Consider the following 22,233-nt stretch of genomic DNA (forward strand, 5'->3'; position numbering starts at 1 on the left):
CCCCCGGCGCGGGGGGGGCCGCCCCGGGCGGCGGGGGGGGGGGGGGGCCCCCCGGCGGGGGGGGGCCGGGGGGGCTCGGCCGGGCAGTCCCTGCTGCCCTCTCTGTGGGGGGGGGGGGGCCCGCGGGGCGCCGGCAGCGCCTGACCCTCGCCCGAGCCCTGCCGTCGGGGGTGCGTCCCGGATCGCCCCGGATACCTTCCACACCATGGCCAAATCTCCCGGACCCGTCCGCCGCTGGTGGCGACAGGCCTCGCTCAAGCGCCGCCTGCTGGCCATCGTCCTGGTCGGCGCCGTCTTCGGGATGGCCGCGCTGGTCGGTGCCTGGACCCGCGCCTGCGCCAACGACGCCTGCCCCGACATCAACACCCTCGAGGCCTACGACGCCGACCAGACCTCCAAGGTCTTCGCCGCCGACGGCCGCCTGATCACCGAGCTCGGCACCCAACGCCGCACGGTCGTCTCGCTCAAGGAGATGGCGCCGATCATTCCCGAGGCGTTCCTGGCCGTCGAGGACAAGCGCTTCTACCAGCACCACGGCATCGACTGGCTGCGCTTCTTCGGGGCGGTGAAGACCAACATCCTGCACGCCAAGGTGGCGGCCGGCTTCTCGACCATCACGATGCAGCTGGTCGGCAACCTCTGGCCGGAAGATGTCGACCGCCGTCAGCGGCGCGGGGTGGCCGGTGTGGTGCGCAAGATCCGCGAGGCGAAGCTCGCCCTCGCGATCGAGTCGCGCTACCCGAAGGAGAAGATCCTCGAGCTCTATCTGAACCAGATCAATCTCGGGTCGCGCTCGGCCGGTGTGCAGGCGGCGTCGCAGCGCTATTTCGGGAAGTCGGCGTCGGAGCTGAACGTGGCCGAGGCCGCCATGCTGGCCGCCTTGCCGAAGGCCCCCGATGGCTACAATCCGCGCAAGTATCCGCGGGCGGCGGTCGGCCGGCGCAACACCATCATCCAGCTGCTGCAGGAAGAGGGGAAGCTCTCGGTCGAGGAGGCCGAGAGCTGGAAGTCGTATCCGCTCGCACTGTCCGCGCGCCCCGACAATTCGATCTTCGCCGAGTATTTCGTCGATTATGTCCGGCAGCAGTTGCTCGCGAAGTTCGGCGAGGAGCTCTACACCGGCGGGTATCGGATCTACACCACGCTGGACCTCAACGCGCAGATGGCCGCCGAGCAGGCGCTCGAGACCCAGATGCAGCGGATCGAGGCCGACCAGTTCGGGAAGTTCCCGCACAAGAGCTATCGCGAGTTCCACGACGCCCGCGCCGCCGACGCGCCGGAACTCCGCAGCACGCCGTATCTGCAGGGCGGCGCGCTGGTGCTCGAGGCGCAGACCGGCAACATCCTCGCGATGGTCGGCGGCCGCGATTTCAACGACTCGAAGTTCAACCGGATGGTGCAGGCGGAACGCCAGCCGGGCTCGACGTTCAAGCCGATCGTCTATGCCGCCGCGCTGGAGGCCGGCCTGACGCTCGAGGATAGCGAGCTCGACGCCCCGATCTCCGTGCCCATTCCGGACCAGCCGAACTGGGAGCCGAAGAACTACGACGGCAAGTTCAGCAACACCAACATGACGCTGCGCCAGGCGATCTGGCAGTCGACCAACAGCATCGCGGTCAAGGTCGGGCTGAAGGTCGGCGTCAACGCCATCTACGACGAGGCCCGCCGCTTCGGGATCACCGGCCGCGTCGCGCGGGTGCCGGCGATGGTCCTCGGCTCGGCCGACGTTCGCCCGATCGAGATGATCTCCGCGTACACGACCTTCGCGAACCTTGGTGACCGCGTCACGCCGATCGCGATCCTCCGCGTGGAGGACAAGCGCGGCAAGATTCTCTACCAGGAAAAGACCAAGCGGACCACCGTGCTCGACGAGGGCACGGCCTTCACCCTCGCCACCGCCCTGCGCGGTGTCGTGACCAACGGCACCGCGAACGCCTCGGTGTATCGCGCCGGATTCACGATCCCCTCGGGTGGCAAGACGGGCACCACGAACGATTATCGTGACGTCTGGTACATCGGCTTCACCAAGGATCTGGTGGCTGGCGTCTGGATGGGGTTCGACTCGCCGCAGTGGATCATGCCGGGTGCACAGGGCGGCAAGCTCGCCGCGCCGGCGTGGACGCAGATGATGCTGGAGATCTATCAGCGCCGGAAGGCGCCGGGCGATTGGACCGCTCCCGAGGTGCGCACGGTCACGATGGAGATCGACAAGACCAACGGACTCCGGGCCACGCCGTTCTGCCCCGATGACGTCCGCGAGGTGCGCACCTATCCCCAGGGCCAGGAACCGAAGGAGTTCTGTCCACTCCATTCGCCATTCCGGCCGGGCGGCGGCGAGCACTGATGCTGCGAATCACCGCGCCGTGGCTGCTGCCGATCGACGCGCCACCGGTGCCCGATGCCGCGTTGCTGATCGATGACGCTGGCCGGATCGTCGCCGTCGGTCCAGACGCCGCGGTGCCGGTTCCGGAAGTCGCCCGGCAGATCACCGTGGCCGACGCCGCGCTCCTGCCGGGCCTCGTCAACACCCACACCCACCTCGAGCTCACCGGCTTCGCCGGGATGGTCGAGGAGGCGGACTTCTGGGAGTGGATCCTCCACGTCATCAGGATCAAGGCGGCCCGCCTGGAGGAGGAGTTCTTCCTGCAGGCGCAGGCCGGGATCCGCGCGTCATGGGCCTCGGGCGTCACCACGGTGTGTGATACCGGCTCGACCGGGCAGGTGATCGCCGCGCTGAACGATCTCGGGGCGAGCGGCATCGCGCACCACGAGGTCTTCGGCGCCCATCCCGACGAATGCGATGGCGCGATGAAGGCCTTCTCCCGCGACCTTGACCGTCTGGCGCATCAGGCCACCGGTCGCGTCCACCTCGGCGTCTCGCCACACGCCCCCTACACCGTGAGCGGTCCGCTCTATCGGGCCTCGTGCGACCTGGCCCGCGCTCACGGGGTGCCGATCGCGGTGCACACCGCCGAGCCGCCGGGCGAGAGCAGTCTGCTCGGCGACTTCACCGGCATCTTTGCCGATGCGTTCGTGGCGCGTGGTGTGCCGCGCCCCTCGCTCGAGGCGATCTCGCCGGTCGCGTGGATGGCGACGCACGGCGTCTGGTCCGACCGGACGCTGTGCATCCATGCCATCAACGTTGACGATGCCGATGCCGACATTCTCCAGCGTCACGGCAGCGCGGTGGCGACCTGCCCCCGATCCAATCGCCGGCATCACCTCGTCGACCCGCCGCTCCGCCGCTACGTCGATCGGAAGCTGCGGATCGGGATCGGGACGGATTCCGAGGTGAGTGTGGCGCCGCTCGACCTGCTGGCCGAGGCTCGCGAGGCGGGCAGGCTGGCGGGATGGACCGTGCGCGAGACGCTGCGCGCGGTCACGCTGGGCGGGGCGGAAGCGCTCGGTCTGGCAGCCGAGACCGGCTCGCTCACGGTCGGCAAGTGGGCGGACGTGGTGGCCGTGCGCGTGCCGCCGGAAGGCGACGTCGAGCGTGCCGTCCTCGGCAGCGGCCCGCCTGAGGTCCTGGGGACCTGGCTCAGCGGCCGTGCGGTGCACGGGGTCGGCCGCGCCGCCCCTTGAACTCCTCGCGGGAACCGGGTATCCGTACCTGTCGCCTTCAGCGGAGCCGAATCGGTGCGCTGTCTTGCTCTCAATGCCTCATTTGAACCGCTCACGATGGTGCCCACCCGTCGGGCGCTTCGGCTTGTCATCGAGGGCAAGGCCGAGATCGTGGAGGCCGATGGCGACGAGCTGATACGAAGTGCGCGGCTCCAAATGCCGCGCCCGGCCATCATCCGCCTCGTCCGCTTCGTGCACGTCCCCCGCCGTTTCCGCCGCCAAGTCACCAACACCTTCCTCTTCGCCCGCGACCACTACACGTGCCAGTACTGCGCGCGCACGCAGCATCAGCTGCGCACCCGCGAATGCCTGACGCGCGACCACGTGGTGCCGCAGTCGCGCGGGGGCACGAACGCCTGGGACAACGTCGTGACGGCGTGCAGCAGCTGCAACACCAAGAAGGGAAGCCATCTCCCGGCCGAGATCGGGATGGTCCCGCTCCATCCGCCGACTGAGCCGCACTTCGTCCATCTCTCCTGGGCGATCCGTCGGCTCACCAGCAAGCAGATGAAGTACATCCGCCTCTTCTACGGCGACCAGGCGCTCGCCGCGATCCTGCCACGCCCCTGATGCCCGGCTAGCGGTTCCCGATCACGAAGCGCGGCGTCTCGGCCACCACCGTCGCCTTCGGCAACGCCCAGCGCAGCAGCGTGGAGGCGATCCCGCCGCCGCCGCCGCCGCCCGAACTCCCCTGCAGGTAGTGCTGAAAGTCGTCGAACTCGTTCGCACTCAGCGTCGAGATGCCGAGCTTGAGCGAGTACCAGAACGTCCCCGTGCGGGTCGGCCCGACGCCCGAGATCGGGACGGGCAACTCCACGCGCATCCGCAGGTCGTCAAGCGAGGCGAAGCGCTCGGTGCGCGGCTCCTGGCCCGGCACGATCGTGGTCAGCGTGTAGACGTCGAGGACCGCCTGCCGCGAGATCACGAAGGCCCACTTCCGCGTGGTCAGGTTCTCCGCGAACCAGCCGGCGCGGGGGCGCCAGAGGTCGAGCTGGTAGTTGAGGCGGACCGGGTAGGAGGCGGCGATCGCCTCCTTCCACTGGTCGTCGTCGAAGAGGTTGATGACCCGGACGCGCGGCTTGTTGGTCGCGGGCTCGAGGGTGGCCTCCACGCGCACGCTCTGCGCCGGCACCGCCGAAGCGGCACCGAGCAGGAGCACGGCGAGCGCGAGGAGCCGACGCACGGACACGGTCAGAAGCGGGGCGTGAAGCGGATGCTCAAGCGGATCGGGTCGTTGTCGGGCAGTGCCTTCGCCAGATAGAGGCCGAAGCTCCCCGCGTCGATGCCGATGCCGATGTCCGAGCGCCACTCCGCGATCGACTGGATCCGTCCGCTCGGCACCCTCCCCGCCTGCGGGCCGGCGAGCCAGGCCGAGCCGGCGTCGCCGAAGAGCACGAGATCGGGGCGTTGCAGGCCGATCGTGGTATTGCCGATCCGCGTACTGAGGTTGATGTCGATGGTCCGCCGGTACTCGACCTGCACCGCCAGCTGCCGATCACAGAGCGCGGGCAAGGCCGGGTCCGGGCGTCGCCGCCGATCGCAGTTCACCGCGCGGAAGCCGTAGCCCGCGAGCGGGTCGCCACCGTTCATCGCGCGTCGGCGCTGAATCGTGAGCCGGTTGCCGGCCAGCCAGCCGCCGCCGGTGACACGCAGATGGAGGTTCTGCTCCGGCCCGAGTCGCACATAGCGGCGCACGTCGAGGTCCATCTCGAGCGCGTCGTAGTTGCTCGTCGGCATCGCCGTGCGGATCTCGGTCGGGAGCGAGACCGGCGTCAACTCGCCGCTGGTGACGTAGCGCAGGTCGCTGCGGACATACCACCCTGAGGTCGGGCGGCGGCGATCGTCGCGGGTGTCGTAGGTGAGTCCGCCGGCCCAGGTCACGTACTTGCCATCATCGATCAGCGGGTTGGGCCGCCACGCTTCGCCGCTGCGAAGCACCGAGAACGCATCCACCGCACTTACGCTGCGTTCGCGGCTCTGGTCGATCGACGCGCTCGCGAGCAGCGTCGGACTGAGCGTCAGGTCGGCGAAGACCCCGATCGACTTCTGCGCATACCAGTCGCGGAAGTCGCGCCGCAGGAAGAAGGCGCCGAGGCCCGATTCCAGTGTCTGATAGGGACGGTCGGCGACCGGGGCGATCACCGCCCCGGCGCGCAGCCCGATCGTGAGTGGATTCGTTCCGGCGCGCTTCGCCACGAGCGACCCGCGCCAGCCAAGCGTGCTGCGGCTCTCGGTCGGGTCCGAGGCCGTGCGGAGGATTCCGGTGAGATCAAGTATCAGCTGGGTGCGTTCGTCGCGGTCCCAGGTGATGGACGGCCCGAACTCGAGGGGGAAACCCTCGCTGCGATTGTAGCTGCCCGGATCGGCGCGGAGCGTGGTGCGGAAGTCGCGCCAGACGAAGGTCCGTGACGCCGAGGTGTAGTCGCTGAGGGCGCGACGCCCGGCCTGCCGCATGAGGCGGCCGTCGACGGTGAGCGTCAGTCGCGCCGTGGTCGGGTACTCCACCTGCGCACCGCCAACCGTGCCGCCGGCGTCGACCAGGAGCCGGCCGCCAAGGACGGTCACCCCGCCGGTGACGACTCCGCTCGCCGTGATGCGGACGTCGCCGTTGACGACGAGGACGTCCCCCTCGACGCGGCCGTCGATGCGCAGCTGCCCGCGGAAGAGTGCCTGGGGGCCTCGCCAGACATTGCCCGCCGGCAGCTCCACCGTCCCGCTGATGCGCGTGGTGCCCGGCGCGTTGTACTGCGCCATGGCCCGGCTGAGCACCGAGTCAGGGATCTCGATCACCTTCGGGTCGACGCTCGCCGGTCGGGAGAAGTCGATCCCGACCGGGTCCTGCGCCGCGAGGGGCGGGGCGAGCAGCAGCACGCCCAGGGTCATCAGACGAGTGGGGGTCATCCGTCATTCCCTCCGCGAATGCCCAGACGGCGCATCCGGCGATACAGGTTGCCTCGATCAGTCTTCAGCAGCCGCGCCGCTTCGGCGATGTTGCCGGTCCCGCTCGTCAGGGCGGCGTTGATCAGGTCGCGCTCGAAATCGTCGAGTCGGTCGGTCAGGCCGCGTCCATCGTCCACGAGTCGCATCGGCGGTTCCTCCGGCGCGAGGCTCGCCGCGGGCACGGTCACGCGGAGCGCGCGCGGCACCATCTCCGCCGTCACCTCGTCGCCCCCGATGATGCTCAGCCGCTCCACGATGTTGGCGAGCTCGCGAATGTTGCCGGGCCAGGCGTGCGCCTCGAGTGCCGCGATCACGCCGGGCGAGAAGCGCGGCGGACGGCGCGGCCGGAGTCGCGCGGCGAGGTGCTCGACCAGCGCGCCGAGGTCGCCGAGACGCTCGCGCAGCGGCGGCAGCTCGATCGGGAAGACGTTGAGCCGGAAGTAGAGGTCTTCGCGGAAGTTGCCGGCGGCGACCGCCTCCTCGAGGCGGCGATTCGTCGCCGCCACCACGCGGATGTCGACGCGCAGCGTCTTCTCGCCGCCGATCCGCTGGATCTCGCCGCTCTCGAGGACGCGGAGCAGCTTCGCCTGCGCGTCGAGCTGGAGATCGCCGACCTCGTCGAGGAAGAGCGTGCCGCCATCGGCGAGTTCGAAGCGGCCGATACGCCGATCGGTCGCGCCGGTGAAGGCGCCGCGCTCATGGCCGAACATCTCGCTCTCGACCAGGTCGCGCGGGATCGCGGCGCAGTTCACCGAGATGAACGGGCCGCGCGCCCGCGGCGAATGCCGATGGATCGCGTTGGCGACCAGCTCCTTGCCGGTGCCCGACTCGCCGAGCACGAGGACGCGCGCCTCGGTCGGCGCGACCTGCATGATCAGCTCGCGCACGTGGGCGATTTCGGGAGAGTCGCCCACCAGCGTCGGTTGCGGACCGAGCGCGGCGCGCAGGGCGCGGTTCTCCGCCTGCGTCCGCATCAGCGCCTCGGCGGAACGCACCGCGACCAGCAGCGACTCCGGGGCCAGCGGCTTCTCGAGGAACTGGAAGGCGCCCATCTGCACGGCGCGCACCGCGTCGGCGAGCTGCGCCTTGCCGCTCATCATGATCACCGGAATGTCGGCGTCGGTGGTGCGGATCTGCTCGAGCGTCGCCAGCCCATCGGGCCCCGGCGGCATCATGAGGTCGAGGAGAATCAGGTCCGGCTTCACCTCGGGCAACGCCAGCAGGCCGGCGTTCCCGTTGGGGGCGTCGGAGACCTCGAAGCCCTCGGACTTGAGCAGGGCACCCACCATGCGGCGGATGTTGGTCTCGTCGTCGATGATCAGGACGCGTGTCGTCATGAGGCAAACCGGATGAGGAAGGTGGCACCGCCGCCCGGCGAGTTGGCCACCGAGATGGTGCCGTGATGCTGTTCGATCGTCTGCCGCACGATGGCGAGGCCGAGGCCGGTGCCGTCGCCCTTGTCGGTGTAGTACGGCTGGAAGATCAGCTCGCGCTTCTCCTCGGGGACGCCCGGCCCGGTGTCGCGGAGCAGGATCTCCTGCCCGCCATCGGCGGTGCGCCGGAGGGAGACCGTCACCTTGCCGTGGCCGCCGCACGCCTCGACCGCGTTGCGCAGCAGGTTGGAGAAGGCGCGGCGCAGCGGATCGTAGTAGCCCTCGATCGGTCGCAGTTCGCCGGTCACGTCGAGCTGGCGATCCATCGCGACGGGGAGCGTGCTGCGCATCAGGTCGTCGAGGAGTTCGAACAAGTCCACCGGCGCCGAGACCCCCTCCGGCAGGCGCCCGAGTTCGGCGAACTCGCGCGCCATCGCCTCGAGGCGCGCCGATTCGGCGGCGATCACCTCCAGCGATTCATGCATCTCGGGCGGGGCGGTGCGGCGCAGTTGCGAGACGGCGAGGCGGATCGGCGTGAGCGGATTCTTCATCTCGTGCGCGACCCGCCGTGCGACCTCGCCGAAGGCGCGGAGCCGCTCGGCCTCGAGTTCGGCGACGCGCGCCTGTTCGAGTCCCTGGGCGAGGTCGCGGAGCGCGCCGCGGAGCACGGCGAACTCGGGGATGCCGCCATCGCTGCGGTCGGCCGGGAGGGGCTGCCGTCGGCGGATGCGTCCCGTCCAGTCGACGATCTCGTCGAGCGGGCCGGCCAGCTGGCGGGAGAGGGTCCGCACGAAGCCGGCGGCCAGGGCGAGCAGGCCCAGTGCACCCAGGATGAGTGCCCCGCGCAGCCAGACCGGGAAGAGGCGACCGAGGCCGCCCATCTGGCGTGTCTTGGTGACGAGCGAGTCGACTACCACCAGGTGGTGGTCCACGGCCGCCTGCGTCTCAGCCGGGATGCCGACGCCGCGAATGCTCTTGAAGGAGGTGTACATCGCCTTGGCGGAGCGGCCGACCGACTCTACGGCGTCACCGCCAACGGTGTTGGAGACCGCCTCGAGCGCCACGACAACCCCCCCGGTCATGACCGCGACAGGGAGGGCGCTCACCACCAGCAGGGCGATGAAGAGGCGGGCACGGAAGGAGAGGCGGGACACGGTGTGTCATAATGTACACGGACGGCGAATGGCGAACAGCGAACGGCCGCCGCTGAAGGGATTCGGGGGCACCGACCACCTTGGCACCGCTCCTGCACTCGCTGGGCGGGTTGGCTGGGCGCTCCTCGCCCCGCCGTTCCTCCTTCCCGAACCGGGATGACCATGACCCTGTCCCTCCGATGGATGCGCCGCGCCGGCCTTGGATCGGCCCTGACGGCCGTCTTTGCCCTGTCTGCGCCGCTTTCCGCTGCCGCCCAATCGCTGACGGCGGGGTCGCTGCGCGCCACCGTGCTCGACCCCCAAGGCGCCCCCATCCGTGAGACCTTGGTCACGCTGGAGCGGCTGGGTGTCGCGTTCCGCACCGGGGAGACGAATCGTGCGGGGGGGGTCGGCTTCGAGGCGCTTCCCCCCTGCCAGTACTCCCTCCTCGTCGAACAGCTGGGCTACCAGCCGGTGCGCCTCCGTGGCATCTCCATCCTCGCCGGCAACACCTCCGAAGTGACGGTCCGACTGGTTCGCCGTCCGCCGCCGATTGCCTCGGTGGATGAGCAGGCGGCTCAGGTGACGTTCCGCGGCGCGGCCCCCGGCCGAGTCTTCGCCGGGGACCAGCTCACCCGTCTCGATCGGGAACGCTCGATCACTGATCTCCGACGCGACCTCACTCAGCTGCCGACCCGGCTCTTCGTCGATGGCCTTGAGGAGACGTTGCTCCGCCACCCGGGCCGCCCGAGTGAGTTGGCCTCGGCGCCGATGTTCGCGCGCGATGGCATCAGCAGCGTGACGATGGCAATGCTCGGCCGCGACGGCGAATGGCGCGGTGCCTCTGGTCCGTTCTTCTCGGCGCAGAGCATGCGCGGCGGCCGCCGCGTGCAGGTGACGCCATGGGCCACCTTCTCGGGGGCATCGCTCGGTGGCCGCGCGGTGGATAACCCGGCCGACTCGGCAGGTTCGTCGCTTCAGGCCGGCGTGGCCCTTGGTGGGCCGATCAAGGGCGACACATCCTCCTGGTTCCTTCGCGTCGACTATCAGCAGCTCCGCACACCGACTGCCGCGCCATTCGAGAACGCCGATGCCGCTCCGGCCTTCACCAGCGCGGCGGGAAATCGCGCGGCGGAGATCGCCCGCTGGCTCTCGCCGACGGTGCGGAGCTGGCAGGGTCTCACCGGGCAGGGCCGGGTGGATTGGCAAATCGGCTCAAAGACCGCCCTGATGGTGCGCGCCGGGATGGCCTCGTGGAGCGAGGACAACCCGACCGCCGGGATCGAGATGACCAACGGTGCCGGTGATCGTCTCGATGCCAACGATCTCTCCCTCGCCACGTCGCTGACCACCCAGGGCGACGGGTGGCTGAGTGAGACACGCCTCGGCATGCGGACCAGCAGTCGCGAGTGGACCGGGACCGGCGCTGCCCTGAGCACGCTGCTCGCGAGCGGGAGCAGCGTCGGCACCCCGTTCACCGGCGGAGGCGTCTTCGATGAAAGCGCGTTCGAGCTGGTGCAATCGGCGAGCTATCGCACCGGCCGCCACACCCTCAAGGCGGGCCTGTCGGCGCAACGTCGGACCGTGACCTACAGCTGGATCCCTGGCGCCTACGGCCGCTACGCCTTCGGAACGACCGACGCGGGCGGTGGCGGGACCGGGACGTATCAGCAGATGGTCGGCGGCTCGCCAGCACCGGATATCGCCGCCACCGAGGCCGGCCTCTTCCTGCAGGATGCCTGGCAGCTGTCACCGGCCCTTGAACTGTTCGGCGGGCTCAGGCTCGAGACGCAGCGCCTCCCGACCGCGCTTTATCAAGCCAATACGGCGTGGGGCCTGACGAGCGGGTTGAGCAGCGCCACGCACCTCAAAGAGTCGAGTGGCGATCGCTTCGCACCGCGCGCCGGCTTCACCTACAACGTGGCCGGGCAGGGGCGGACGGTGCTTCGCGGCACCATCGGACGGCTGGCTGGACGGTACGATCTTGCCGCCGTGTCGGAGGTGGCACAGTTCAACGGTGATATCGTGGTGCACCGCGCCGAGGGAACGCTCGCGTTTCCAACGCCCGGGACGCTGGGTGGCGCCACGGTGGTCGGTCCATCGCTCACCTTCTTCGGCCCCGAGGTTCGGAAGCCACGGTCGTTCGAGGGCGAGCTCTCGTGGCAGCAGCAACTGGCGTCGGGGACTACCCTGACGATCACCGGTGGCTACCGGCACGCCGACTTCCTGCTCCGGCGCGACGATTTGAATCGTCCCGTGGCACCACTCGCCACCGCGGTTGATGGCCGCGAGATCTGGGGCACCCTGGCCCAGTACGGCGAGTTGATCGTCCCCGCCATCGGGAGCAATCGTCGCTTCAGCGGATTCGATGCCGCGTATGGGCTCACCTCCACCGGCTACAGCGACAGCTATGACGCCACCGTGCGCCTGGAACGCCCGATCGGTGCCGGGGCGACCTTCGCCGCGAGCTACACCTTCTCGCGCACGGACGACAATCTCGTGGGGCAGTTGAGTGGTGATCCGGCGGATCGGCTTTCGCCGCTCTCGGCGGCCTCGACGTGGGATGTGGGACGCTCCGATCTCGACATTCCGCATCGCCTCGCTGCGACCGTGACGCTGCGCCCCGGCGTCGATGGTCCGCTCTCGGTGGCGGCGCGCGCCCGCTACCGTTCGGGTCTCCCGTTCACCCCAGGGTACCGTCAGGGCGTGGACATCAATGGGGATGGCTCGGGAGGGAATGACCCGGTCGCGTTGACCGGCGCCCCGGCGGGACTCGCCGCCGTCCTCGCCAATGCCCACTGCAGCATCGGAGGGAGTGGGGTCGCCGAGCGCAACAGCTGCCGCGAGGATGCCGTGGCGTCGCTGGACCTCTCGCTGGCGCTTCGACTTGGCGCCGGCGCCCGGCGGATCGCACTGACCCTCGATGCGTTCAACGTCGTCGGCTCGGCCACCGGGGTGGTGGATCGCGCGGCGCTGCTCGTCGATCCAACCGGCACGATCACCACCTCCGCTGCCGGACGCACGGTCGTGCCCATGGTCGTCAATGACAACTTCGGCACGCTGTTGAGTCGGCGGGGTGAGCCCCGCACGCTTCGCATCGGCCTGCGCGTGGAGAACTGAACATGCAGACGATGACGATGCTTCGACGCGCGACCTTCGCGCTCCTCCTCGCCGGCTGCAGCAATGCTGGCGAGTCCCTGACCTTCCCGGCGCTGCCCGAGGGCGGCATTGCGGTGTCCTTCTTCCTGGACCGCGATGCCACCGGGAGCTACACCACCAACGACACCACGATGGCCGGGGTGCGTGTCGCGCTCCTCGCCGCCAACGGTGTCGACACGATCCAGACCATGCTGAGCAACGCCACCGGCGTCGCGATCTTCGGCCCGGTGCCAATCGGCCGCTATCGCGTCGTGGTCGACCGGGCCGCCTTGGGCGACACGATCGGCGTGGTCGTCGGTGACACCGGCACCATCAGCATTCTCGCCCGTCAGGACTCCAACACGGCGACGCGACTGGTTCGGCTTGGCTTCGAGGAAGTGACCGTGGCGCAGGCCCTGGCGCTGCCTGCCGGCCGTCGCGTGATCGTCCGCGGCAGCGTCGTCTCCCCGATGCAGGCGTTCCGGGACTCGACGATGTTTCTGCTGGACGCGACCGGTGCGCTGCGGATCACCTCGGCACGGCACTGGCCAGGTCGAATCGGCAACAATCTGGGCGACTCGGTCGCCGTGCTCGGCACCACGGGCGTCTCGCTGGGTCGCGCGGTCCTGCTGGCGGGCAAAGTGAGTTCGCTGGGTGTTGGCTCGGCGCCGGCGCCGCAACTCGTGACCGTGGCGGAGGTCCGCACCGCGCGGGGTGGCACGCTCGACGCGGCCCTCGTGCAGGTCACCAATGCGAAGGTGGTCGACACCGCCACGGTCGCCCTCGATCTGCGCGTGACCTTCAGCGAGGCGGCGGACGACGCCGACCGCGCCGTCGCCCTCTTCGACCAGTTGTTGCAGGCCCCTGCGGCGATCTTCACCGCCGGCCGCACCATCACCGTGCGCGGCGTCCTGGTGCCGCGTGGCGACGGCACCTGGTGGGTGAAGCCGCGCAATGGATCGGACCTGACGCTGGGGAGCTAGTCCCCGGTCCATCGGCTCGTCGACGATTACCCTACGCCAGGAACGGCATACTCCATGTGCGGTATCAACGGTTGCACTCGTGGCGATCAGGCCACCATCGAGCGGATGAACGATGCCATCGGGCATCGCGGACCAGATGATCGTGGCACGGCGGTCGACGCCGACATCGCGCTCGGCCACCTGCGGCTCTCCATTCTCGATCTCTCACCGCGCGGACATCAGCCGATGGCCTCGCCGAGTGGGCGATACCTGATGGTGTACAACGGCGAGATCTACAACTTCCGGTCGGTGCGTGCCCGTCTCGAACAGGTCGGCGAGACGTTCCTGAGCGATTCCGACACCGAGGTAGTGCTCCACGCCTTCGAGCGGGACGGCGTCGAGTGCTTGACGGAGTTCAATGGGATCTTCGCCTTCGGCCTGCACGACCGCATCGAGCACAAGCTCTACCTCGTGCGGGATCGACTGGGCATCAAGCCGCTCTATTACCTGCGTCAGGGCGAGCGTCTCTTCTTCTCCTCCGAAATCAAGCCATTCGAGCAGATCCCCGGCATCACCCTGACCGTCGACCAGGCGGCCGTCGCGGACTATCGCAACGGGCAGGATATCGTCCGGGAAGGGTTCTACCACGAAGTGGTGGCAGTTCCGCCGGGCTCCTGGGTGGAGGTGGACCTCGCTTCGGGGCAGTTCACCACGACGTCCTACGTGCGGCTCACCGATGCCATCCATCCCGATCGCTATCGCCGCATGGCGGTTGCGAGCGAGGCGAGCCTGGTGCAGGAACTGGACGTGCTCCTCAATGACGTGGTGCGCGATCAGCTGGTGTCGGATGCCCCGATCGGCACGATCTGCTCCGGCGGCGTTGACTCGTCGCTGATCACGGCGATTGCCCGCCAGTACCATCCCGACCTGCAGGTCTACAATGTGCGCGTGGGTGATGCCCGCTGCGACGAGTCTCCCATGCGGTCGCCGTCGCCAAGCACCTCGGCCTCACGCTCCACCAGGTCACCCTGGATCGCGAGAGCTACCTGCAACACTACCGCGATTGCGTCATCGCCGAAGACCTTCCGCTGATGCATCCGAATTCCGTCGGCATCTTCCTGCTCTCGCAGCAGGCGCGCTCGCAGGGCCTGTCGGTCTTGCTGAGCGGCGAGGGTGCCGACGAGCTCTTCGGCGGCTATCACCGGTACAAGGCGTACAAGAAGAAGATGCTGGTCGAGGCGATTCCGCTGGCGAAGCAGCTGTTGGGGGCGTCACACGATCTCTTCACCCAGGACGACGTGCGCCGCTTCGATTTCACGGCGGGCATCGCGACCGATGCCCCGACGTGGCTGCGCCATCGCTACGAGAGCACCAAGACCTTCCTCGATGCCTTCGCGTTCATTCCCTCGGCACGCGAGCGCGAATTGAAGGCGTTCATCGCCAAGGACCTGGTCGACTACCTGCCGTCGATCCTGCGACGCACCGACCGGATGTCGATGGCGGTCGGGCTGGAAATGCGAGTGCCCTACCTCGACGATCGCCTGGTCGAGTTCGGTCTCAATCTGCCGACGCGTCACCAGGTGTCGTTCCGCGACGTGAAGCGGTTGCTGAAGGCGGTCGCCCGCCGGTACTTGCCGTCGAGCATCGTGGATCGGCCGAAAATGGGCTTTCCCCTCCCCATTCAGGCGTGGCTCGGCACCGACGACATCCGCGGTACCTACCTCCAGGCCTGGGAGCAGTCACGAGCAGCCCGCGGATGAAGATTGCGCACGTCGTGTTCGACCTCTCGGTCGGCGGGATGGAGCGGCTGATCGTGGATCTCGCCAAGCGTCAGCAGGCCCGCGGCGAAGCGGTTGCGGTGTATTGCATCGCCAGCGAGGCGGGGGCGCTCGCCGTCGAGCTGATGGCGGCCGGCATTCCGGTGACTGCCCTCGGCAAGCGGCCCGGTGCCGATCTCGCGCTGGTCTGGCGGCTGCGAGGGTTGTTCCGTGCCGGGCAATTCGACGTGATCCACACCCACAACAACGTTGCCAGTCTCTATGGCGGCATGGCGGGCCGGCTGGCTGGCATCGGCATGGTGCTCAACACGCGCCACGGCATGGCCGACATGCCATACGACCATCGCCGGGAACAGATCTACCGGGCGTCGGTGGTCTTTCTCCATCGGGTCGCATTCGTCTGCCATCGAGCGCTGGACTTCTCCGTCCGCAAGGGGCTGGTGCCGCGGCGCAAGGCCATCGTGGTGTACAACGGCGTGGACATGGCGCCGTACCGGGTGCTCGATGCCGAAGGCTACGCCGACGTGCGGCGCGAACTGGCGCTCCCCCCGACCGTCAGGTTGGTCGGCACGGTCTGCCGCCTCACCGCCGCAAAGGATCTTCCCAGCATGGTGCGCCTGGCGCAGCAGGCGCGAGCGCACCGCAATGACGTGGTCTTCGTCATCGTCGGCGCAGGGGAGGAGGAGACGGCAATTCGGGCCCTGGTGCGCGAGCTGGCGCTGGAGGACGTCGTGCGCCTGCCCGGACGCCGGACCGACGTGGCGCGGTGGCTCTCGGCGTTCGACGTGTTCGTCATGACGTCGCTGAGCGAGGGGATGTCGTTGGCGCTGATCGAGGCTGCGGCCGAGGCACGACCGATCGTCACGACCGATGTCGGTGGGAGTGCCGACGTGGTGCTTGATGGCGTCAGCGGATTTGTCGTGCCGGTGGGAGCGCCAGAGTGCTTTCTCGAGCGCGTCGAATACCTTTTGGACCATCCGGTCGAGGCGGCCGCGATGGGCGCTGCTGGGCGGGAGCGCGCCCTCACGGCCTTCGACATCGAAGCGACGTGTGCGGCGTACGAGGCGTTGTACCAGCGGCGATAACCGATGATCGATGATCGATGATCGATGATCGATGGTCGATGATCGATGCTGGATGATCGATCAGCGACGCTGCTGGATGTACCACCCGCCGACGATGCCCACCGCAAGCCAACCCACCAGCAGAGCGACTTCCACGGACTCCACCGGCAGTCCAGTGGCGAGCGATGCGCCGGCAAAGAGCAGCGCCGTGAGCGCTGCCCCACTGGTCGCTTCACGCCGCGGCAGCCAGCCGAGACACCAGCCAATCGATACACCGAAGAGCGCGAGCCAGAGCACCGTCCAGCGGTAGGGCTCGGGGGCGCCAATCGCGGCGGCGAAGGGGTGGACAAACACCCAGCCGAGGCCGATGGACAGCGCGATCGTGCGGATCTGCGTCGAGCCACCAGGCAGTGGGCCGCTCCGCAACTCCACTCGGCCGCCACGCCATCGCCACGAGAATTGCCACGGCACGTCCGGTGGAATCGTCATGGCGCCCTCGAACCGCCAGACCGGCGTCCGTACCCGCCATCGCGAGGCGCGTGCACGCGCACTCAGCAGCAGTGCGTCGCCGCGTTGCGTCGCCGAGAGTTGCCGTCGGCCGTCGGCATCGACCACACGCAGGAGCGAAATGGGGCGGTCCGTGGTGGCCGCCTCGTGTCGCATCAGGTCGAGCGTGAGCGTGACCGAATCAGAGAGGTTGGGCGTCGACGCGAGCCTGTCGTTCGGCACCTCGATGCCGTTCAGCATCACGCGCTGCAGCGTCCCGGGAAACGGGTCGTGCCCGGGCCAGCGATGCAACGGCTGCCCGACCCATGGGCTGGGCGCTGCGCCATCCGGGCGGAGCCCCCACCCAGTGGCGATCCAGACCATGGCGCTCAGCGCGATCAGCAGCGTTGCCCCGCGTCGATGCTGGGGCAGTGACCGCGTGCGCCAGTTCGCCGCGTGCGGCCACGCCCACCAGCCGGCCGCGCCACCGAGGCTGTTCGTGAGGAGATCGCTGAGTGAGGCATCGCGCCCGGCCAGCAGCACCGCCTGTGTGCCTTCGATGCCGAGGCTGAGCAGTGCCATGGCGATCACGGCGCGGCGGCCGTTCCATCCGAGCAGCCGGAGGCCGATGCCGAGCGGCAGGAAGAGCAGCAGGTTGAGCAGGACATCCGTGGTGCCGGCGTCGCCGCAGACCAAACAGCTCCAGCCGGTTTCCGCCACGCGATCGGCCTGCGCCGGGTTGGCGCCGAGCGTGGTGAGGGAGATCACGGCGAGGGAGGCGAGCACCAGGGGCACCGCGCCGACTCGCCGCTCGCTCATGGGCGGTCGGCCATGACGGCAGCGTAATAGGCGAGGTATCGCTGCACGATGGATTCCTCGCTGAATTCGGCGACCGCGTGGGCGCGCGCCGCTGCCGCGACGGTGGCTCGGGCGACCGGGTCGGCGAGCAGGCCGTGCAGGGCAGGCAGCATCGCGTCGACGTCATCCATCCGCGTGGGGACACCACCCGCTCCCGTCATCCACCGCAGCGTCGCCTCGTCGTGGATGAGGCAGGGCAGCCCGGTGGCCGCAGCCTCGAGCAAGGCGATCGGCATCATCTCGAAGAGCGAGGCCAGCACGAAGACGTCGGCCGCACGACAGAGGTCGGCGATCTCGGCACGAGGGTGGCGCACCAGGAAGCGGACCTGGTCGCCCAGCAACGCCGTCCCTTCGCGAATGATCTCGTCCGTGTCCGCCTCGCGGCCACCCGCCACGACCAGGACGAAGGGCACCTCGGGGTGGCGTGCCCGATAGGCCGCCATCGCCGACAGCAGCCAGTCGATGCGCTTGTGCGGTCGTTTGATCGCGGCCAGCGTGAGCACCACCTGCGCATTGGCCGGGATCTCGAGGGCGGCACGCACCCCGGCCGCCGCCCCGGGATGGAAACGATCGCAGTCCACGAAGTTGCCGATGGCCGTCCAGGTCGGCCGCCACACCCCTTCCGCGCGACAGCGTTCCAGCTGCGTCGGCGAGAGGTGTTGGAGATAACGGAAGCGCGACAGAAACGAAGGCGGTTCTTCCGTGCCGTGGGCGAGAATGGTCCGGGTCTGCAGCAGACCGGCGCGGCGCAGTTGGTCTAGGCGCAAGGCGAGAAGCGGATCCTGCACGTGGAGGATGTCCGCGGGCCGGCGTCGAAGCGCCTTCGCCAGCGACCAGGCGAAACTGCTCTGTTCGAGCGCATACCCCGCCGTCGCCCCGATCCGCCAGGCGAGCGCCGCAGGCAGTCGATTCCCCCAGCGGGCGTTCTCCGCCGACTCCCGGGGAAGGTTGCGGAGCACTTCCCCGTACGATGGTGGTGTCCCGCCCCCCTGATAGAGCCGCACGTCGTGGCCGCGCTGGTGCAGCGCGTGACCCAGATCGCTGGCCCAGGTCTCGATGCCGCGCGCAATGTGCCCCAGGCCGCTCGAGGCGACCGCGATGCGCAGCGGTGCGCTCATGTCGATGCCCGAGGGCTCAACGGCAGCAGGGTGGCGAGGCGCCGCAGCTGACCGCCCAGGCCGATCGGGCCGCGTCGCGCCGCCTCCGTGAGGTATGCCCGCGCGGTGGGCAGGTCACGCACGTGGAAGAGCTCCAGCCCGTACTCGAGGTAAATCGCGTGCTCCTTGGCGCGCAGACGCTCGCCCTCGATGGTCAGGCGTTCGGCGGTCCGTCGGATGTTGGTCAACTCGGCGGCGGCGAAGCGCCGGGTCTGCGCGGTGAGCGAGGCGGGAGTCGGGCGATAGTCCACCAACACCTCGTTCACGCGCACAAAGCCCCACCCCGCATGCGCCAGTCGCAGCCAGAAGTTGTAGTCCTCCACGCCGATGAGGTCGCGCGATTCATCGAACCCCCCGACGGCCTCCCACGCGGCTCGGCGCAGCATCACGGTGGACGTGGGGATCCAGTTCCTGCGCCACAGGACGTCGAAATCGATCTGCGCCGGCGGCGTCGGTTGGACCTTCCCTTCCATGTGGTGCCCCGCGAAGACCACGGCCACTGCCGGGTCGTCGAGGTGGCGCTGTTGGGTCGCCAGTCGAGTCGGACGGGCCAGGTCGTCGGCGTCGAGCAGCGCAATCCACTCGGTCGTGGCAGCGCGGATGCCGGTGTTCCGGGCGGCAGCGGGCCCCCCGTTCGCCTGACGGATTACCCGGGCCCCCGCGGCTTCCGCCACGGCAGCGGTGTCATCGGTGGAGCCGTCGTCGACGACAATGACTTCCTGTGGCGGCACGGTCTGGCGAAGCAGCGATGCCACTGCCTCGCCCACGAATGCGGCGGCGTGATAGGCCGGCATCACCGCCGTCACTGGGGGTCCCTCCACGTCGCCTCCTGGGCTGGTCAGCGTGGTCATCGCGCGGTGTTCCGAGTGCGCGGTGGTGTCATGTCGTCAAAAAATTGAACAGTAATCGTCGAAAAGTTAGTCGTTCCAGTATGGCAAAAAAGTGCTAAGTCATTGTTAATCATCTGATTACCATACAACAACCGCGCCACATTTTGTGGTCCGCCTATTGCTAGGTATTTCAACAGCATGAAGGTGGTGCCGATACTGATTGCCGACGCTGTTCAGGGTACACTCACCAGGGTTCTCGCCATGACGTACACGTTCAAGCTCGCTCGCCGGATGGCCAGCAACCACGCCCGCCGTCACGCCTTCGCCGCCGCTGCGGCGCTGCTGCTCATGGCCTGCGGTGGCGAGAGCCCCACGGGACCCACCCCGCCGACGAACCCGCCGGTCACCGCCACCGCCGGCGTGTTGACGCTGGAACTGACGACCCCCAACACCAATGATGGTGCCGTGCAGTTCGCCGTCAGCGGCCCCGCGATCGACAGCGTGCGGGCGCTTGGCTACGACGGGCTCACGAGCGTCCTCCCCGGGCAGGCCCAGGTCATCGTCACCGGCGCCGTCGCTGCTGGCACGGTGGCGCGGGTCTACGTGCATGACATCGCCAAGGCGACGGAGTATCGGGCTTGGGTGGTCGCCGCCGCAGCCCGCAGCAGTTACCAACTCCAGGATGTCGCCAGCTACCGCGCCGCGCTGGTGCGCTGAGCGGTCGGCAGGGAGACCTCGGCCGAGACGGGACGGTGGTCCGACCCGACATCTCGGCCGATCGCGGCACGGTGGATGACGAACTCCGGCGTCGTCAGAATATGATCGATCCGGATGCCCCATCGCCTCGTGTGCTTGGTGTTCCCGATGCCGAGCCCGCTGCGCGAAAAGGCATTCCGCAGCCCGGCCCAGTGACGCCGATAGATGGCACTCTCGATGGGCAGGTTGAAATCTCCCGCGACAATCGTTGGCCACGGCTCCCCTCGAAAGATCCACTCCCGCGCCACGCGTGATTCGAGCTCGCGCTGGGCGGTATTTGCCCGGGTCACCGGACCCAACGTGGGGATGGTGGAGAGATCGCCGAAATTGTCGAGCGCGTCACGTGGCGTCTCGAGATGGACGACGCCCACACGCACCACACCGGCTGGCGTGTCGAGCGTCGCCCGCGCAATCGCCCCCGAACCACTCTGCTTCCAGAAGTCCATCGGGTCGCGCTCTTCCCAGCTGAGGATCGCGAAGTGGCTGGCGATACACACCGATGCCACGGCGTGGCGAATCTCCCACCGTCCGGTCGCCCGGATGCCGTCGGCGAGTGCCGCACTGCATTCCGCCACGACGAGGATCTCGGCCTGCACCCGCTCCGCCTCGGCGAGGATCGTGGCCGCCGTCGGATGGAGGGTCGGGCTGCCGGATCCCGCGTTGATCTCCATGATGCGGAGTGTCGTGTCGGCCTTCGGCTCGAAGCGCCCAAGCCCGAGCCGGATGTCGAGCAACCCGAACCCGAAGACGAGCGCCATCACCGCGCCTGCGACAATCGCGGTGCGTCGCGCTCGCACGAGTGCCGGGACGAGACCGAGGAAGCATGCGCCGGCCGCCCACCGCGGTCCATAGAGGAAGGGAAGCGCCCACCAGATCCGATCGCCGAGCACACTGACCACCACCCACGCGGCGACCATGGCGGCGGCACTCCCCCAGGCGAGGCGCCGAGCCCATCGATTGGCCGCGGGCTCAGTCATGGCGTCGAAACGGCCAGACGACACAGCCGGCGAGGAAACCGCTGCCCCAGCTGCAGTGCACGGCGAAAAAGATGAACGGCAGTGCCGGGAGATACTGCCAGCCGGCCCGCGACGCCGTGGCAACGCTGGCGGCCAGATTCGCGACGAGATACAACGCCAGATGCGCGGCACCGAGCGATCCCATCAGGCGCACGAACAGCGGCGTGAGCAGGAGCGAGAGGACAAACGCCGGTGCCACGAGTTGCCGCCACCGCAGCGAGGCGGGATGCGCGAGGAGGGTGCGGACCTTCCAGAAGCCGTAGCGCACGTACTGCCTGGCCAGCTTGGCGAGGGAAGAGCGGACGAAATACGTCGAGCGAATCGTGGGCGAGAGATAGATCCTCGCGCCGGTGGCCCGCAGCCGGACATTCATCTCGTAGTCTTCGTTCACGGCCCAGTCTTCGCGCATGCCCCCCAGCGCGCGGACCGTCTCGGTGCGCCAGGCGCCGAGGTAGACGGTGTCCGTCCATCGTGGGGTGGTCGCGTTGCGGTAGGCCGCATCGCCAGCGGCGAACTTCGACGAGACCGCGGCGGCGACGGCGCGCGACAGCCAACTGGTGCCGGTCGCTCGCTGGACACCCCCGACGCTGCCGGCGCCCGTCTCCTCGAGGAGCCGGACACATTCGGCCAGGTAGTCGTCGGCATAGAGCGAGTGGGCGTCCATGCGCACGAGATAGCGACCGCGGGCGGCGGCGAGGCCGAGATTAAAGGCCGGGGCTTGCAGTCGCTTCGGGTTGGCGAGTCGGCGGACCCGTGGATCGCGGCTGGCGATGGCGTCCACGATCGCGGGCGAACGGTCGTCGCTCTCGCCGTCGAGCACGAGGAGCTCCCAGCTCCCCCCGTTGGGGAGGTGGTTTGCCAGCACCGAGTCGAGACAGGCCTCGATGCCGGCCTCCTCGTTCCGCATCGGAATGACGACGGTCACCAGCGGGGTGTCAGCGTGGGGAGCGGCCACAGTCTCGGGGGATCGGGGGGCAGGGAAGGCAGCCGGGGGACGACGCGTACCGGGCAATCTACCCGACGCACGCGCCGGGGCGTATGGGGGGCGGTGCCGCCCGTCGCCGCAGAGCGTCCTCCGTGGTGGGCGCTCCGCCGCATCCGCGAACGATACAGTGTCAAAC

At 68.9% G+C, this 22,233-nt stretch carries 18 protein-coding genes; 9 read left to right on the top strand and 9 right to left on the bottom strand.

Going from position 1 to position 22,233, the window contains the following annotated elements; all coding sequences use genetic code 11:
* Positions 1 to 205 precede the first annotated feature (205 nt).
* The 3 genes from IPP98_12560 (at position 206) to IPP98_12570 (ending at position 4,191) form a co-directional block, all read left to right on the top strand.
* Positions 206 to 2,344, top strand: coding sequence for a PBP1A family penicillin-binding protein (locus tag IPP98_12560; protein MBL0179941.1), 2,139 nt, complete (start codon positions 206 to 208; stop codon positions 2,342 to 2,344).
* Positions 2,344 to 3,582 (top strand): amidohydrolase family protein, encoded by a 1,239-nt coding sequence (locus tag IPP98_12565; protein ID MBL0179942.1) that lies wholly within the window; start codon positions 2,344 to 2,346, stop codon positions 3,580 to 3,582. The genes IPP98_12560 and IPP98_12565 overlap by 1 nt, the downstream gene beginning before the upstream one ends.
* Positions 3,583 to 3,678: 96 nt before the next feature.
* Positions 3,679 to 4,191, top strand: coding sequence for an HNH endonuclease (locus IPP98_12570; GenBank protein MBL0179943.1), 513 nt, complete (start codon positions 3,679 to 3,681; stop codon positions 4,189 to 4,191).
* 7 nt (positions 4,192 to 4,198) lie between these two features.
* Here IPP98_12570 and IPP98_12575 read toward each other — a convergent pair whose 3' ends face one another.
* The 4 genes from IPP98_12575 to IPP98_12590 are packed head-to-tail and all read right to left on the bottom strand — an operon-like array spanning position 4,199 to position 9,088.
* Complete coding sequence (locus tag IPP98_12575; GenBank protein MBL0179944.1) at positions 4,199 to 4,804, bottom strand: hypothetical protein; 606 nt, start codon at positions 4,802 to 4,804, stop codon at positions 4,199 to 4,201.
* A gap of 8 nt (positions 4,805 to 4,812) precedes the next feature.
* Positions 4,813 to 6,522, bottom strand: coding sequence for a BamA/TamA family outer membrane protein (locus tag IPP98_12580; GenBank protein MBL0179945.1), 1,710 nt, complete (start codon positions 6,520 to 6,522; stop codon positions 4,813 to 4,815).
* Positions 6,519 to 7,898: a sigma-54-dependent Fis family transcriptional regulator gene (locus IPP98_12585; protein MBL0179946.1), complete on the bottom strand. Its 1,380-nt coding sequence runs from the start codon at positions 7,896 to 7,898 to the stop codon at positions 6,519 to 6,521. Before IPP98_12585 ends, IPP98_12580 begins: the two co-directional genes overlap by 4 nt.
* Entirely contained in the window at positions 7,895 to 9,088 is a 1,194-nt protein-coding gene (locus IPP98_12590; GenBank protein MBL0179947.1) for a HAMP domain-containing histidine kinase, read from the bottom strand. The genes IPP98_12585 and IPP98_12590 overlap by 4 nt, the downstream gene beginning before the upstream one ends.
* Positions 9,089 to 9,244: 156 nt before the next feature.
* Between IPP98_12590 and IPP98_12595 the strand changes: the two genes are divergently transcribed.
* The 5 genes from IPP98_12595 (at position 9,245) to IPP98_12615 (ending at position 16,030) form a co-directional block, all read left to right on the top strand.
* Complete coding sequence (locus IPP98_12595) at positions 9,245 to 12,187, top strand: TonB-dependent receptor (GenBank protein MBL0179948.1); 2,943 nt, start codon at positions 9,245 to 9,247, stop codon at positions 12,185 to 12,187.
* A 2-nt stretch (positions 12,188 to 12,189) separates the two neighbouring features.
* Positions 12,190 to 13,188 (top strand): hypothetical protein, encoded by a 999-nt coding sequence (locus IPP98_12600; GenBank protein MBL0179949.1) that lies wholly within the window; start codon positions 12,190 to 12,192, stop codon positions 13,186 to 13,188.
* A 105-nt stretch (positions 13,189 to 13,293) separates the two neighbouring features.
* Positions 13,294 to 14,259 (top strand): hypothetical protein, encoded by a 966-nt coding sequence (locus tag IPP98_12605; protein ID MBL0179950.1) that lies wholly within the window; start codon positions 13,294 to 13,296, stop codon positions 14,257 to 14,259.
* A complete protein-coding gene (locus tag IPP98_12610) occupies positions 14,259 to 14,927 on the top strand; it encodes an asparagine synthase (GenBank protein ID MBL0179951.1) in 669 nt (222 codons plus the stop codon). Before IPP98_12605 ends, IPP98_12610 begins: the two co-directional genes overlap by 1 nt.
* Positions 14,924 to 16,030 (top strand): glycosyltransferase, encoded by a 1,107-nt coding sequence (locus IPP98_12615; GenBank protein MBL0179952.1) that lies wholly within the window; start codon positions 14,924 to 14,926, stop codon positions 16,028 to 16,030. The genes IPP98_12610 and IPP98_12615 overlap by 4 nt, the downstream gene beginning before the upstream one ends.
* 60 nt (positions 16,031 to 16,090) lie before the next feature.
* Here IPP98_12615 and IPP98_12620 read toward each other — a convergent pair whose 3' ends face one another.
* Genes IPP98_12620 through IPP98_12630 form a run of 3 tightly spaced genes read right to left on the bottom strand, consistent with a single transcriptional unit; the run spans position 16,091 to position 19,331 of the window.
* Positions 16,091 to 17,314 carry a VanZ family protein gene (locus tag IPP98_12620; protein MBL0179953.1) on the bottom strand — a complete coding sequence of 408 codons (1,224 nt, stop codon included), beginning with the start codon at positions 17,312 to 17,314 and terminating at the stop codon, positions 16,091 to 16,093.
* On the bottom strand, positions 17,311 to 18,471 hold the full coding sequence (locus tag IPP98_12625; protein ID MBL0179954.1) for a glycosyltransferase family 4 protein: 1,161 nt from the start codon (positions 18,469 to 18,471) through the stop codon (positions 17,311 to 17,313). The genes IPP98_12620 and IPP98_12625 overlap by 4 nt, the downstream gene beginning before the upstream one ends.
* Complete coding sequence (locus IPP98_12630) at positions 18,468 to 19,331, bottom strand: glycosyltransferase family 2 protein (GenBank protein MBL0179955.1); 864 nt, start codon at positions 19,329 to 19,331, stop codon at positions 18,468 to 18,470. The genes IPP98_12625 and IPP98_12630 overlap by 4 nt, the downstream gene beginning before the upstream one ends.
* Positions 19,332 to 19,601: 270 nt before the next feature.
* Here IPP98_12630 and IPP98_12635 point away from each other — a divergent pair, with 270 nt between their 5' ends.
* Entirely contained in the window at positions 19,602 to 20,057 is a 456-nt protein-coding gene (locus tag IPP98_12635) for a hypothetical protein (protein MBL0179956.1), read from the top strand.
* Here IPP98_12635 and IPP98_12640 read toward each other — a convergent pair.
* Entirely contained in the window at positions 20,033 to 21,073 is a 1,041-nt protein-coding gene (locus IPP98_12640; GenBank protein ID MBL0179957.1) for an endonuclease/exonuclease/phosphatase family protein, read from the bottom strand. The two genes, IPP98_12635 and IPP98_12640, sit on opposite strands and share 25 nt — an antisense overlap.
* On the bottom strand, positions 21,066 to 22,037 hold the full coding sequence (locus IPP98_12645; GenBank protein ID MBL0179958.1) for a glycosyltransferase family 2 protein: 972 nt from the start codon (positions 22,035 to 22,037) through the stop codon (positions 21,066 to 21,068). Before IPP98_12645 ends, IPP98_12640 begins: the two co-directional genes overlap by 8 nt.
* Positions 22,038 to 22,233 lie beyond the last annotated feature (196 nt).

Source organism: Gemmatimonadota bacterium, from assembly GCA_016720805.1.
Lineage (GTDB): Bacteria > Gemmatimonadota > Gemmatimonadetes > Gemmatimonadales > GWC2-71-9 > Palsa-1233.

Excerpts from the sequence above, each read along its gene's own strand:
- IPP98_12620 (MBL0179953.1), bottom strand. The coding sequence starts at position 17,314 with ATGAGCGAGCGGCGAGTCGGCGCGGTGCCCCTGGTGCTCGCCTCCCTC.
- IPP98_12585 (MBL0179946.1), bottom strand. The coding sequence starts at position 7,898 with ATGACGACACGCGTCCTGATCATCGACGACGAGACCAACATCCGCCGC.
- IPP98_12580 (MBL0179945.1), bottom strand. The coding sequence starts at position 6,522 with ATGACCCCCACTCGTCTGATGACCCTGGGCGTGCTGCTGCTCGCCCCG.
- IPP98_12640 (MBL0179957.1), bottom strand. The coding sequence starts at position 21,073 with ATGACTGAGCCCGCGGCCAATCGATGGGCTCGGCGCCTCGCCTGGGGG.
- IPP98_12605 (MBL0179950.1), top strand. The coding sequence starts at position 13,294 with ATGAACGATGCCATCGGGCATCGCGGACCAGATGATCGTGGCACGGCG.
- IPP98_12625 (MBL0179954.1), bottom strand. The coding sequence starts at position 18,471 with ATGAGCGCACCGCTGCGCATCGCGGTCGCCTCGAGCGGCCTGGGGCAC.
- IPP98_12635 (MBL0179956.1), top strand. The coding sequence starts at position 19,602 with ATGACGTACACGTTCAAGCTCGCTCGCCGGATGGCCAGCAACCACGCC.
- IPP98_12565 (MBL0179942.1), top strand. The coding sequence starts at position 2,344 with ATGCTGCGAATCACCGCGCCGTGGCTGCTGCCGATCGACGCGCCACCG.
- IPP98_12610 (MBL0179951.1), top strand. The coding sequence starts at position 14,259 with ATGCATCCGAATTCCGTCGGCATCTTCCTGCTCTCGCAGCAGGCGCGC.
- IPP98_12570 (MBL0179943.1), top strand. The coding sequence starts at position 3,679 with ATGGTGCCCACCCGTCGGGCGCTTCGGCTTGTCATCGAGGGCAAGGCC.
- IPP98_12615 (MBL0179952.1), top strand. The coding sequence starts at position 14,924 with ATGAAGATTGCGCACGTCGTGTTCGACCTCTCGGTCGGCGGGATGGAG.
- IPP98_12600 (MBL0179949.1), top strand. The coding sequence starts at position 12,190 with ATGCAGACGATGACGATGCTTCGACGCGCGACCTTCGCGCTCCTCCTC.
- IPP98_12595 (MBL0179948.1), top strand. The coding sequence starts at position 9,245 with ATGACCATGACCCTGTCCCTCCGATGGATGCGCCGCGCCGGCCTTGGA.
- IPP98_12560 (MBL0179941.1), top strand. The coding sequence starts at position 206 with ATGGCCAAATCTCCCGGACCCGTCCGCCGCTGGTGGCGACAGGCCTCG.